Origin of the sequence: Shewanella gelidimarina (assembly GCF_023283945.1) — a bacterium.
GTDB lineage: Bacteria > Pseudomonadota > Gammaproteobacteria > Enterobacterales > Shewanellaceae > Shewanella > Shewanella gelidimarina.
Genome location: NZ_JAKIKW010000020.1, coordinates 56,400 through 68,695, shown reverse-complemented (window position 1 = coordinate 68,695; position 12,296 = coordinate 56,400). Strand labels below are relative to the sequence as shown.

General features: G+C 43.7%; 11 protein-coding genes. 5 read left to right on the top strand and 6 right to left on the bottom strand.

The features are described 5' to 3' along the window. Positions 1-48 precede the first annotated feature (48 nt). Complete coding sequence (locus L2729_RS16160; RefSeq protein WP_248989180.1) at positions 49-615, bottom strand: DNA-3-methyladenine glycosylase I; 567 nt, start codon at positions 613-615, stop codon at positions 49-51. Positions 616-732: 117 nt separating this feature from the next. Between L2729_RS16160 and glyQ the strand changes: the two genes are divergently transcribed. Together glyQ and glyS are read left to right on the top strand one after the other, a co-directional pair. After that, entirely contained in the window at positions 733-1,638 is a 906-nt protein-coding gene (gene glyQ / locus L2729_RS16155; RefSeq protein ID WP_101089171.1) for a glycine--tRNA ligase subunit alpha, read from the top strand. A gap of 11 nt (positions 1,639-1,649) precedes the next feature. Beyond that, positions 1,650-3,719 (top strand): glycine--tRNA ligase subunit beta, encoded by a 2,070-nt coding sequence (gene glyS, locus L2729_RS16150; RefSeq protein WP_248989179.1) that lies wholly within the window; start codon positions 1,650-1,652, stop codon positions 3,717-3,719. A gap of 91 nt (positions 3,720-3,810) precedes the next feature. On the opposite strand, the gene L2729_RS16145 is transcribed toward glyS, so the two are convergent. From L2729_RS16145 to dnaA, 5 genes are all read right to left on the bottom strand, one after another. After that, the gene (locus L2729_RS16145; protein ID WP_248989178.1) at positions 3,811-4,851 is read right to left on the bottom strand and encodes an HDOD domain-containing protein; all 1,041 of its coding nucleotides are present in this window, start codon (positions 4,849-4,851) and stop codon (positions 3,811-3,813) included. A gap of 131 nt (positions 4,852-4,982) precedes the next feature. Continuing rightward, complete coding sequence (gyrB, locus tag L2729_RS16140) at positions 4,983-7,400, bottom strand: DNA topoisomerase (ATP-hydrolyzing) subunit B (protein ID WP_248989177.1); 2,418 nt, start codon at positions 7,398-7,400, stop codon at positions 4,983-4,985. A gap of 16 nt (positions 7,401-7,416) precedes the next feature. Beyond that, positions 7,417-8,499: a DNA replication/repair protein RecF gene (recF, locus tag L2729_RS16135; protein WP_101089168.1), complete on the bottom strand. Its 1,083-nt coding sequence runs from the start codon at positions 8,497-8,499 to the stop codon at positions 7,417-7,419. A 116-nt stretch (positions 8,500-8,615) separates the two neighbouring features. Next, positions 8,616-9,716 (bottom strand): DNA polymerase III subunit beta, encoded by a 1,101-nt coding sequence (gene dnaN / locus L2729_RS16130; RefSeq protein ID WP_101089167.1) that lies wholly within the window; start codon positions 9,714-9,716, stop codon positions 8,616-8,618. A 19-nt stretch (positions 9,717-9,735) separates the two neighbouring features. Continuing rightward, positions 9,736-11,121, bottom strand: a complete 1,386-nt coding sequence (gene dnaA, locus L2729_RS16125; protein WP_102038657.1) for a chromosomal replication initiator protein DnaA — start codon at positions 11,119-11,121, stop codon at positions 9,736-9,738. A gap of 445 nt (positions 11,122-11,566) precedes the next feature. Between dnaA and rpmH the strand changes: the two genes are divergently transcribed. From rpmH to yidD, 3 genes are read left to right on the top strand one after another with little or no spacing between them, the layout of a single operon-like run. Then, positions 11,567-11,704: a 50S ribosomal protein L34 gene (gene rpmH, locus L2729_RS16120; protein ID WP_101089165.1), complete on the top strand. Its 138-nt coding sequence runs from the start codon at positions 11,567-11,569 to the stop codon at positions 11,702-11,704. A 12-nt stretch (positions 11,705-11,716) separates the two neighbouring features. Further along, a complete protein-coding gene (rnpA, locus tag L2729_RS16115) occupies positions 11,717-12,073 on the top strand; it encodes a ribonuclease P protein component (protein ID WP_101089174.1) in 357 nt (118 codons plus the stop codon). Then, complete coding sequence (gene yidD / locus L2729_RS16110; protein WP_248989176.1) at positions 12,040-12,294, top strand: membrane protein insertion efficiency factor YidD; 255 nt, start codon at positions 12,040-12,042, stop codon at positions 12,292-12,294. Before rnpA ends, yidD begins: the two co-directional genes overlap by 34 nt. Positions 12,295-12,296: the final 2 nt, after the last annotated feature.

Below are 12,296 nucleotides of genomic sequence, written 5' to 3'. Positions count from 1 at the left end.
GTCTTAGCTTTATTCCTACAACCTTTCTTATTCTTTTCCGTCTCAGCTTTATCCAATCTTTTCACGACAAAAACAATCTATTGTGTGGTCATCGAACATACCAACGGCTTGCATGAACGCATAGCAAATTGTCGGCCCGACAAAGTTAAATCCCATTTTTTTTAGCGCTTTTGACATTGCTTCTGATTCACTAGTTTGTGTAGGGAAATCTTTGCTTGAAGTAAAATGATTCACTATGGGTTCACCACCCACAAAGCTCCATAAAAACTCTGAAAAATCATTACCATGCTCTACATAAGCCATGTAGCCCTTGGCGTTTTTAATAATCGAATTCACCTTTAAACGATTGCGAACAATCCCAGGATTAAGCAACAGTTCTTCTATTTTATCGTCATCAAAAGTAGCAATAATTGCCGGGTCAAAATGGGCAAAGGCAGCTTCGTAATTCTGTTGTTTCTTCAAAATAGTTAACCACGACAGCCCTGCTTGCTGTCCATCAAGGCAGAGTTTGGCAAACAGTTCATGGCTGTCGTATACAGGTCGACCCCACACTTTATCGTGATACTCTTGATAGATAGGATCTTTTCCGACCCAACCGCAACGTGTCACTTCCATTGTCATAATCCTATATTTTTAATCTATGAGATAAAAAATAACCTATATAAGCTTAATCCTACAAGGTATAATCGACACCATTTTCTATTTAAGCTTCCAGGCAGTAGACAAGCGGATATGACGACCAAACACGACGTAAAAACATTCCAAGGTTTCATAATGACCCTTCAGGAATACTGGGCGCAGCAAGGTTGCGCAATCGTACAACCATTGGACATGGAAGTAGGTGCTGGTACATTCCACCCTATGACCTTCTTACGAGCCTTAGGCCCAGAGCCAATGAGCTGTGCCTATGTTCAACCTAGTCGCCGCCCTACTGATGGCCGTTATGGCGACAACCCGAATCGCCTACAACACTTCTATCAATTCCAAGTCGTGTTAAAGCCATCTCCAGATAATATTCAAGAGCTTTATCTGGGTTCTTTGGCTGCCGCAGGTGTCGACATGAACATTCATGACGTGCGCTTTGTTGAAGACAACTGGGAATCACCGACTCTAGGTGCCTGGGGTCTAGGCTGGGAAGTTTGGTTAAACGGCATGGAAGTGTCGCAATTTACTTACTTCCAGCAAGTAGGTGGATTGGAGTGTAAGCCTGTAACAGGTGAGATCACTTACGGCCTTGAACGTCTTGCAATGTACATTCAAGAAGTCGACAACGTGTACGACCTCGTATGGACAGACGGCCCATTGGGCAAAGTGATGTATGGTGATATTTTCCACCAGAACGAAGTTGAGCAATCAGCTTATAACTTTGAACACGCTAATGTTGAAGTGTTATTCAGAAATTTTGATGACTGCGAGAAAGCCTGTCAGCATCTGCTAACACTTGAAAAGCCACTGCCATTACCTGCTTACGAGCAAGTCATGAAAGCCTCTCACGCATTTAACTTGCTTGATGCACGCCACGCTATTTCAGTCACTGAACGCCAGCGTTATATCTTACGCGTTCGTACCATGGCTAAGGGTGTAGCTGAAGCTTACTATCAAGCCCGTGAAGCTCTTGGCTTCCCAATCGGTAAGTAGAGGAATAACTTATGAATTTTGAAAACTTACTGATTGAAGTAGGCACTGAAGAACTACCTCCAAAATCTTTACGTAAACTAGCTGAGACTTTTCTTAGCAACTTTACTGATGAACTAAAAAAAGCTGAACTTAGCTTTGAGACTGCGGTATGGCATGCGGCCCCTCGCCGTTTAGCGATCAGCGTTAACCAACTTGCTCTAGCTCAGGCTGACAAAGTGGTCGAAAAACGTGGACCAGCAGTTGCACAGGCGTTTGATGCTGACGGCAACCCGACTAAAGCCGCTATGGGCTGGGCCCGTGGTAATGGCATTACTGTAGAGCAAGCTGACCGTCTTAAAACCGATAAAGGTGAATGGTTACTACATCAAGCTAAAGTGGTTGGTGTTGAAACAAAAAGCCTTATTGCCGCGATGGCACAGCGCTCTTTAGACAAGTTGCCTATCCCTAAGCCTATGCGCTGGGGTAACAACACCACTCAATTTATTCGCCCAGTTCACACTGTGACGATGCTGCTTGGCAGCGATGTGGTTGAAGGTGAATTGTTAGGTATAAAGTCGGCTCGCGTTATTCGTGGTCACCGCTTTATGGGCACACCAAGCTTCGAGCTTGATCATGCCGACAACTATCTATCAGCACTAAAAGAACAAGGTAAAGTAGAGGCCAACTATGAGGTGCGTAAAGCACTGATTAAAGCCGATGCAGAAGCCGCAGCGACTAAACTAGGTGGCGTGGCCGATCTAGAAGACGATCTACTAGAAGAGGTTACATCACTGGTTGAATGGCCAGTAGTGCTAACGGCTAGCTTCGAAGAGAAGTTCTTAGACGTGCCGGCTGAAGCTTTGGTTTACACCATGAAAGGCGACCAAAAGTACTTCCCAGTATTTGATAAAGCGGGCCAGTTAATGCCTAACTTTATCTTTGTCACCAATATCGAATCAAAAGATCCGCAGCAGATTATTGCCGGTAACGAGAAAGTAGTTCGCCCACGTCTTGCCGATGCAGAATTCTTCTTCGAAACCGATAAGAAAAACTCACTAGAGTCTCGTCTTACTAGTTTAGAAACAGTGGTATTCCAAAAGCAGCTTGGCACCATCAAGCAGCGCGTAGAACGCATATCAGCAATGGCCGCTTATATTGCCACCAGCATTGGTGCTAATAGCGAAGAAGCTGCACGTGCAGGGCTTTTATCTAAGTCTGACTTGATGACTAACATGGTCATGGAGTTCACCGATCTTCAAGGCACTATGGGCATGCATTACGCACGTCTTAATGGTGAAACTGAAGCGGTAGCCGTGGCATTATCAGAGCAATACAAGCCTAAGTTCTCAGGCGATACAGTGCCAACAGCCCCTATCTCAATTAGTGTTGCCTTGGCTGAAAAGCTAGACACCTTAGTGGGTATTTTTGGTATTGGCCAAGCACCGAAAGGCGCAGCGGATCCATTTGCACTACGTCGTGCTGCCATTGGTATTCTACGTATCTGTTTAGAAAACAACTTACCACTCGATCTTGTTGATTTAATAGCTAAAGCACAAGAGTTACATGGTGAAACGTTAACGAACGATAAGGTTGCAGAGCAAGTACTTGAGTTCTTTATGGGTCGCTTCCGTGCTTGGTATCAAGATCAAGGTGTTAGCGTAGACGTTATCCTTGCCGTATTGGCTCGTCGCCCTACTGCACCTGCAGATTTTGAAAGCCGCATTAAAGCCGTTGCTCACTTTAGAACGTTAGAGCAAGCATCTGCACTGGCTGCCGCGAACAAGCGCGTATCAAACATTTTGGCTAAAGTTGAAGGTGAACTTCCAGCCACTATCGATGATACGTTACTGGTTGAAGCGGCAGAAAAAGCCCTCGCGACTAAACTAACAGAGCTACAACCACAATTAGCACCGCTATTTGCTGCTGCTAATTATCAAGAAGCGCTCGCACTATTAGCAAGCCTACGTGAAAGCGTGGATACCTTCTTTGAAGATGTGATGGTGATGGTTGATGACGAAGCCCTTAAGAACAACCGCCTAGCGCTACTTTCTAGCCTACGCGAACAGTTCCTACATGCGGCTGACATTTCACTGCTGCAGTAATATCACCACAGTAATCTTGTTACTGTGACCCAATAAAAAGCCCCTTAATTAGGGGCTTTTTTGTATCTGCACTTAGAGTTCAACAAACACATTAAAACAGGATCAGCTTTTGATGTAGCTCATCAAAACCGCCTCTATCGAGACCTGCTTCTAGCAATAATCGATTAAGTTGTTGCTCAGTTAGCTTATCGGCTTCAAACAACATAGAGCATTCACTGATCAAGTTAGCCCGCCAAACAACTTCAGCTAAGCCACCAACAGGCTTAGAATCAACAACCGCCAAACGACCAAGCTCTGCCTCAAAGACTGCTGGTAACTGCCAGTGCTGGGCGAGTAAGGCGCTTAAACTTAACGATTTCGTCGTCATAACCTGTCGGAATAGACTTGAGCAAGGCTGCTCACCCGGTTCAGCCTGCTTAAAGGCTTCTAATAGCAACTTGAAGATAGCGATCTTGCCAACATCATGAATCAGTCCCAATAAGAATGCGCTATCAGCATCTTCATCGGTTAACTCGCTTGCAAGGTAAGCGACTTGCATTGAGTGGCGCCATATCTGCGAGCCAAAACGGCGAAAATAGATGGCTTTGATCTCGATACAGTCCCGCAATAATGCCGTAGTAATAAAGCGCCTTATCTGTTCCCTGCCAAGTTGCACAATGGCCAGCTGTAAACTAGTGATCTCTTTTTCACTGCGTCTAAACAAAGGGGCATTACATAGCTTTAGCACTTCAACACTGAGCACAGGGTCTTTTTCTATGAGCGCCAGTAAAACCTTAGTGTTGCTAGATTCATCTGCTAACTGTTTATCTAGCGCCGCCACTTGTGTCGGGAGTTTCAACACTCTTTCCGCAATGGCTTTCGGAGAAGACAGTGCTGCCTCTACCCGTCTAAATATGCTCTTTTCTAACTCGTTAGCCACACCACTTTGTAAGGTGCTAGGAAATAACAAACTATAAAACAGTGCTGATATATCGATCGGCGCGACAGGCGGTATGGCTGGAGGAGTATTGTTTATTGGAGATACAGATGAGATAGCTTGGGAGTATTCAGCCTGACCGCTGAAACTTTTAGGCTTCTCTATAATTACTTTATCTCTGATATTAAACAGTTTTTTAAACGCTTTCTTGAACAATTTCGATGACCGAGTGTAATAATACCCATCACTAAAGGCAGTGGTTAATATTAGTATGCAATAAAACAAAAAAAATCGGCGCAGTATGCGCCGATTTCACTATTTGTAAGGTTAGTACTATCGCAATAAGACTATACGTCTAAGTTAGCCACGTTAAGCGCGTTAGACTCAATAAACTCACGACGAGGCTCAACGTGATCACCCATCAAACAAGTGAATAACTGGTCAGCACCAATCGCATCTTCAATGGTCACTTGCAGCATACGGCGAGACTCTGGATCCATTGTAGTTTCCCACAACTGCTCAGGGTTCATCTCACCCAATCCCTTATAACGTTGGATATATTGACCGCGTTTAGCTTCACTCATTAACCAATCAAGTGCTTCAATAAAGCTAGTGACATCTTTAGTCCGTTCGCCACGCTGAACATAACCGCCAACTTCAACTAAGCCATCAATCTCAGCACCTAACTTAACAATGCGTTGATAGTCGGTAGACTGGAAAAAGTCATATGTGAACAGATAGTTAGTATCAATACCATGCTTACGAATAGTAATTTTTGGTAGATAAACCTGACGCTCTGGATCAAGAATAGGCTCTGCACTATACAAGATACCGCCAGACTCTTTTTCAATTAAGTCAGCAATAAAGGCATCAGACCAAACTTTAACTTGTGCTTCATCACTCAACATCTCGTTAGTTAATGTTGGGTGGTACAACATCAAGTCAACAATGTTAGTTGGGTAACGCTTTTCAAGACGCTTAATAACCGCTTCTACTTCGCGGTACTGCTTAACCAATGTCTCTAGCGGCTGGCCTGACATACCTGGTGCACCTTGCGAAGGATAAACATTAGCGTTATCCAATGCTTGAGTCGTTAGGTACTCAGTTAGTGCAGGATCATCTTTTAGATACTGTTCTTGCTTACCCTTTTTCACTTTGTACAAAGGTGGCTGTGCAATATAGATATAACCACGTTCGATAAGCTCAGGCATTTGACGGAAGAAGAAGGTCAATAGCAAGGTACGAATGTGCGAGCCATCGACGTCGGCATCGGTCATGATAACAATGTTGTGATAACGGGTCTTATCAGGATCATATTCATCACGGCCAATACCACAACCGAGTGCAGTAATCAGCGTGACCACTTCTTGCGAAGACAACATTTTATCAAAACGTGCTTTTTCAACGTTTAAGATCTTACCTTTAAGCGGAAGAATCGCTTGGTTCTTACGGTTACGTCCCTGCTTGGCTGATCCGCCAGCAGAGTCACCTTCCACTATGTATATTTCAGAAAGACCAGGGTCCTTCTCTTGGCAATCGGCCAACTTACCAGGCAAACCACCTAAATCTAATGCGCCTTTACGACGTGTCAATTCACGGGCTTTACGCGCCGCTTCACGAGCACGCGATGCATCGATGATCTTACCAACAATCAACTTAGCTTCATTTGGATGTTCAACTAGGTAATCAGCTAACTGCTCGCCCATTGTCTGCTCAACAGCCGTTTTAACTTCACTCGAGACCAATTTGTCTTTGGTCTGTGAGCTAAATTTAGGATCTGGAACCTTAACAGAGATAACAGCGGTCAAACCTTCACGAGCATCATCGCCAGTCGCGTTAGTCTTGCCCTTCTTGTTATAACCCTCTTTTTCCATGTAGTTGTTCAGGTTACGCGTCAACGCACCACGGAAACCCGCTAAGTGAGTACCACCATCGCGTTGAGGAATGTTGTTAGTAAAACAGAAGATGTTCTCTTGGAAACCGTCATTCCACTGCATAGCCACTTCAACGGTGATACCGTCGTCACGCTCATGGATAAAATGGAAAACTTCTTTGTTTACCGGTGTCTTGTTAACGTTTAAGTAGTCAACAAACGCACTAATCCCGCCTTCGTACTTAAAGAACTCATCTTTATCATCACGCTCATCAATTAAGCGAATACCTACACCTGAGTTTAGGAAAGACAGTTCACGGACACGCTTGGCAAGAATCTCAAAATGAAACAGTACATTGGTAAACGTATCGGTACTTGGCCAGAATCTTAGCTCAGTACCGGTATTAGTCGAATCACCAATCTCTTTAACAGGCGCATCAGGTACACCGTGGGTGTAAAATTGCTCATAAAGCTTACCGTCACGACGAATGGTCAACTGCACCTTACTAGAGAGTGCGTTTACCACTGAAACACCTACACCGTGAAGGCCACCAGAAACTTTATACGAGTTATCATCGAACTTACCGCCAGCATGCAGTACCGTCATGATCACTTCAGCCGCAGAAATACCCTCTTCTGGGTGAATCGCAACTGGGATACCACGTCCATCATCTTTAACCGAAACGGAACCATCGGCATGAATAGTAATAATGACGTCGTTACAGTGGCCGGCTAATGCTTCATCGATAGAGTTATCGACCACTTCGAATACCATGTGATGTAGACCGGTGCCATCATCGGTATCACCAATGTACATTCCTGGTCTTTTACGTACCGCATCAAGGCCTTTTAATACCTTAATACTCGAAGAATCATAACTATTCTCTGACATATTATACTCTCGTCGGTTATTCAATTACCGTTACACACCCATGTTCCACATGGAACACCTTACTTGGCGGCGTGATTAACGAATCGACTATTGCTGCTGGTTCGATTGCCGTGACAAAAACTTGTGCCCCGGTATCTGCTAACTGCTGTAGCAATAGTTTTCTATGCTGTGCATCCAATTCCGATGGAAGATCATCCACCAGATAAATACTTTTTTTATCTATTTGTTGTTTGAGCAACTTTCCTTGTGCAATACGCAATGCACAGACTAACAATTTCAACTGTCCGCGGGACAAAGCATCTTGTGCTGGCAGTGTTCCTACCCGCAACCTTAAGTCCGCTTTATGAGGTCCGCTGACGGTAAAGCCTGTGGCTAAATCTCTGGGATACTGCGTCTCGAGCAGCTGTGCATACTCTGTTTTACTATCCCATCCTCGGGTAAAAGAAACCTTCACATCAACCTGAGGTAAAAACTCTTCGATTATACCCTTAAGTAGCTCATTTAACGAGTCTACATATTGCTTTCGTATATCGGTAACCAGTTCAGCATAACGAATAAATTCTTTATCCCAAAATTGTATCGAACTATAGGGCGATTCATCCCTGAGCAACTGATTTCGTTGCTTTATAATTCGTCGTACATTTACCCATGCCGCATAAAAACGGGGGTCAGAATGGAACGCACCCCAATCAATAAACTGCCGTCTGGCTTTTGGCCCCTCAAAAAGCAATGAAAAGCTTTCGGGAGTGATCACCTGAATCGGTAATGTTTCCGCTAATGTCGATAAACGTTTAACTTTATCGCCATTAATTTTAACTTCAATCTCGCCACTTCTAAAACGTCTGAGGCCTATCTTACTGTCCTCTTCGCCGGTTTGCATATTGGCAAATAACGTCAGCGCATCTTGGTCATGTTGAATCACTCGCTGCGATAAATGACTGCGAAAAGAGCGCCCCATTCCCAAAAAATAGATGGCTTCTAAAATGCTGGTCTTGCCACTGCCATTTTTGCCATAAATTAAATTGAGCCCTTCACCTGGCTGCAACTGCGCAGAGACAATATTACGGAAAGCTTCAATATGAAGACGGTTAAGGCTCATTAATACCCTTTAAATGCAACGGGGAGGATTTTTCTGAAGTGGTCATTTATACCAGATAAAGCCGACGGTGTGTCGAAGTACTTTATCTGGTCTCTAAAGCAGAATAAAACAGTCTGTTATAAACGCATTGGCATAACAACATACATAGAGTTCTGCTCTATGTGATTATCGATAAGTGCGCTTGAATTACCATCAATAAGCGTAATACGCACGTCATCAGAAGGTAAGTTATTTAATACATCCAGTAAATAACTGACGTTAAAACCAATCTCTAACGGGGTGTTTTCGTATTCAACATCTAAGATCTCTTCCGCTTCTTCCTGTTCAGGGTTATTGGCAGTGATCTTAATCAGGTTGTTTTCTAACTGTACTCGCACACCACGAAACTTTTCATTCGATAAAATAGAAGCACGTAGCAACGCCTGTTTAAGCTGCAGACGGTTGGCAATAACAATCTTATCGCCGCCTTTTGGCAACACTCGGCGATAATCAGGGAAACGTCCGTCGACCAGCTTACTGGTAAACACAGCAGTCGCTGTCGTCGCTCTAATGGCGTTGTCACCAATAGCGATGGTGACATCTAAATCATCACCTTCGAACGAGCGCATCAGCTCTAACACGCCTTTACGCGGCACAATTACCTGCTTTTCAGGCAAAGTGGCGTCAATAATACGATGACTCAAAGCAAGACGGTGACCATCGGTTGCGATAGCACGCAAAACATTACCTTCGGTCTCTAATAACAAGCCATTGAGGTAGTAACGTACATCTTGATTAGCCATTGAGAACTGAGTCGCATCAATCAAGGACTTCATCGTGCCTTGCTTGAGGGTAAATTCAATATCAGCTGTAAACGCTTCTACATTCGGGTACTCTTCAGCAGGCAAGGTTGCCAACGTAAAACGGCTGCGACCAGAACGTAACAATAATCGGTTTTCTTGCTGTTCAATCTTAAGCTCGACCAGATCAGGTAAAGACTTAACAATATCTAGAAATTTTTTCGCTGGAACCGTGGTTCGCCCTTCAATGACGTCACCCTCAAGTTGAACTTCACCCACCAATTCAACTTCTAAATCGGTGCCAGTCAACTTAAGTGAGTGAGCACTTACTTCTACTAAAAGGTTCGCCAGAATAGGCAAGTTGTGACGTCTCTCCACCGCTCCACTAACTAACTGAAGTGGCTTTAATAGGGCATCCCTATCAATAGAAAATTTCATTCGTTTCAACTCCCTGATATTAAGAAGATAAGGTTCTTATCAAGTTAGCATAATCTTCTTTAATGTCATGACTTTCTTCACGCAACTGCGCAATTTTACGACATGCATGTAAAACGGTTGTATGGTCACGGCCACCAAATGCATCACCAATCTCAGGCAAGCTTTGGTTGGTAAGTTCTTTTGATAATGCCATCGCCATTTGTCTTGGACGTGCCACACTGCGTGAACGACGCTTCGACAACATATCAGCCATTTTAATTTTATAGTACTCAGCCACGGTTTTTTGAATATTATCGATAGTGACCAGCTTTTCTTGCAGCGCAAGTAAGTCACGTAATGCTTCGCGGACGAAATCGATAGTAATTGGACGACCGGTAAAGTTCGCATTAGCGATAACACGGTTTAACGCGCCTTCAAGCTCACGAACATTAGAACGCAAACGCTTAGCAATAAAGAATGCCACTTCATCAGGTAAGTTAATGCCACTCTCTTGCGCTTTGCGCATCAAGATCGCCACACGAGTTTCTAGTTCAGGTGGTTCAATAGCAACCGTTAAGCCCCAACCGAAACGAGATTTAAGACGATCTTCAACACCGTCGATCTCTTTTGGATACTTATCTGACGTCAGAATGATCTGATGATTACCTTCTAATAGTGCGTTAAAGGTATGGAAAAATTCTTCTTGTGAACGATCTTTGTTGGCAAAGAATTGAATGTCATCAATAAAGAGTGCATCAACACTGCGGTAGTAACGCTTAAATTCTTCAATTGCATTGTTTTGTAGGGCTTTAACCATGTCCTGTACAAAACGCTCTGAATGCATGTAAACCACTTTAGCATCAGGCTTGTTCTTAATAATGCCATTACCCACGGCGTGCAAAAGGTGGGTTTTACCCAAACCTGTACCGCCATAAAGAAACAGTGGGTTGTAAGCACCGCCTGGATTCTCAGCAACCTGCATTGCAGCCGCTTTACCTAATTGGTTTGATTTACCTTCAACGAAGTTATCAAACTGGTAGGTCGGATTAATGTTGCTACGATGATTAGCCGAGGGCGCTGGAGCAGAATGCGGAGTATTAAAAATAGGTTTCTCTACCGCTTGTCTAACCGCAGGTCGACTTCTGATCGAAGCAGTCGCCTGCACAATTGGCTTAGCCGATGGACGACTGCCTATATCAAAGCGCAAGTTAGGCGCATCAGCACCCATTTGTTCAATAAAGAATTGATTAATGATATTAAGGTATTTGTCTCTAACCCAATCTAAAACGAAACGGTTAGGTGCATATATGACAAGCGTATCGCCTTCCATCTCTGCCTGTAACGGTCTTATCCACATACTGAATTGCTGAGCAGAAAGCTCATCTTGCAGCCTTGCGATACATTGTTGCCAAAGTGAAACCGCCACGTACTTATCCCCAAAACATCTTACAAAAGAGGTGTATTCTATAGTGAGATCACGCTGATCGCTATCCTTTAAATATATTTATCCCCAGATAGATAAGGCAATCGATAAGATCTCGATCTTAAGGGATCTGCTGCGATCAAAAATAGTGCAAAAACCCTCAAATCCAGCTTTATAAAGCGATCCAGAACGATCTATAATAGATTAACTTCGATCTGCTTTTAGATCAGCGGAACCACTAGATATAGTGGTAACTCACAGAGTTATCCACAATTTATAGTAGTTTTTAATGTTCGAGGAAAAAACGAAGATGGCATTATTTAATCACTTAAGTCGATTGCGTATTGACGTGCTCAATTAAAGTGATTACAATTCGGCCTCTTTTTTGCCCTTACCTCTAATTTCTAGAGACTAAGGTTTATTAACCTAACAAAGACGGATTGCCATAATGAGTAAACGTACTTTTCAACCTAGCAACCTGAAGCGCAAGCGTTCTCACGGCTTCCGCGCTCGTATGGCTACTGTAGGTGGCCGCAAGGTTATCGCACGTCGCCGTGCTAAAGGTCGCACTCGTCTTTCTGCTTAAGTAGAGATGCAAGTGACCAGCTATACCTTTACGCGGGAGTTACGTTTGTTAACTCCCGCGCAATTTAAATCTGTCTTTACCAAACCTATCAAAGCGTCTTCCGCTGAAATAACCTTACTTGCTATTCCTAATTCTGAACAACATCCACGTTTAGGACTAACGATTGCTAAGCGTTATGTAAAGAAAGCTCATCAACGAAACCGTATTAAACGTGTAATTAGAGATAATTTTCGTTTACATCAGCATGATCTCCCCGCTGTAGATATCGTTGTGCTCGTCAGAAATGGCGTACTTGATATGGAAAGTGCAGAACTCAAAAAATTGGTAGAAAAGCTATGGCGAAAACTCTCTCGCCGTTACAATGGCTAGCAACTACGATTATTCGTGGCTACCAAGTACTCATAAGTCCCATGCTGGGACCTCGTTGCAGGTTCAATCCAACATGTTCACATTACGCCATTGAAGCCATTCGCTTACATGGAGTTGTGACAGGATGTTGGTTTGCAGCGAAACGCATATTAAAATGTCACCCTTTACATCCGGGTGGTGAAGACCCCGTCCCTCACAAAAAAAATAGGTGCGATAAATAGGC

What these genes read in the sequence shown, in the direction of transcription:
- L2729_RS16160 (WP_248989180.1), bottom strand. Translation starts at nt 615, where the DNA reads ATGGAAGTGACACGTTGCGGTTGGGTCGGAAAAGATCCTATCTATCAA.
- glyQ (WP_101089171.1), top strand. Translation starts at nt 733, where the DNA reads ATGACGACCAAACACGACGTAAAAACATTCCAAGGTTTCATAATGACC.
- glyS (WP_248989179.1), top strand. Translation starts at nt 1,650, where the DNA reads ATGAATTTTGAAAACTTACTGATTGAAGTAGGCACTGAAGAACTACCT.
- gyrB (WP_248989177.1), bottom strand. Translation starts at nt 7,400, where the DNA reads ATGTCAGAGAATAGTTATGATTCTTCGAGTATTAAGGTATTAAAAGGC.
- recF (WP_101089168.1), bottom strand. Translation starts at nt 8,499, where the DNA reads ATGAGCCTTAACCGTCTTCATATTGAAGCTTTCCGTAATATTGTCTCT.
- dnaN (WP_101089167.1), bottom strand. Translation starts at nt 9,716, where the DNA reads ATGAAATTTTCTATTGATAGGGATGCCCTATTAAAGCCACTTCAGTTA.
- rpmH (WP_101089165.1), top strand. Translation starts at nt 11,567, where the DNA reads ATGAGTAAACGTACTTTTCAACCTAGCAACCTGAAGCGCAAGCGTTCT.
- yidD (WP_248989176.1), top strand. Translation starts at nt 12,040, where the DNA reads ATGGCGAAAACTCTCTCGCCGTTACAATGGCTAGCAACTACGATTATT.